The sequence below is a fragment of the Rhodoferax sp. ZS1R8 genome (genome assembly GCF_056521325.1).
In genome coordinates, this window is sequence record NZ_JBWMBA010000213.1 from 559 (window position 1) to 1,024 (window position 466).

A 466-nucleotide genomic window follows, 5' to 3' on the forward strand; every position below is an offset into this window, starting at 1 on the left:
TATCCTGGCTGTGAAGGCACCGCAGTAACACGCGCGGTAAAACGGCCTACGCCCGTAGCCCCGCAATCGTCTCGCGCAAATCGGCGGCCCAGGCCCTGCGGTCACGGCCTTGCGCCCGCTCCGGTGTACCAAATTGCACCACCGCCTGCACGTTGTCGGCTCGCAAGGTGCGCCACAGCGATTGCCACAAAGTGTCGTCACCCACATAACAGGGCGCAAAACTGATGTGGCCCGTGGCTGCATCGGCAAATTGCAGCGCTACAGGCTGCACCGGTGCATCGGCCGAGATGGCGGCCTGAAGTAAATTGGCGTGGAACGGCAAGAGCGTGGAGCCGTCGCCGGTCGTACCTTCGGGGAAGATAGCCAGCACGTCGCCATCGCGCAGGCACTGGGCCATCTGGTGAACCACACGCATGGCGTCGCGGCGGGATTCACGGGTGATGTAAAGCGTATCGGCCGCGTTGGC

The 466-nt window shown here is 63.7% G+C and carries 1 protein-coding gene; it reads right to left on the reverse strand.

The features are described 5' to 3' along the window. Nucleotides 1-46 precede the first annotated feature (46 nt). Nucleotides 47-466 (reverse strand): lysophospholipid acyltransferase family protein (locus AC097P_RS25075; RefSeq protein ID WP_479613120.1); only part of this gene is annotated, 420 nt, incomplete at its 5' end.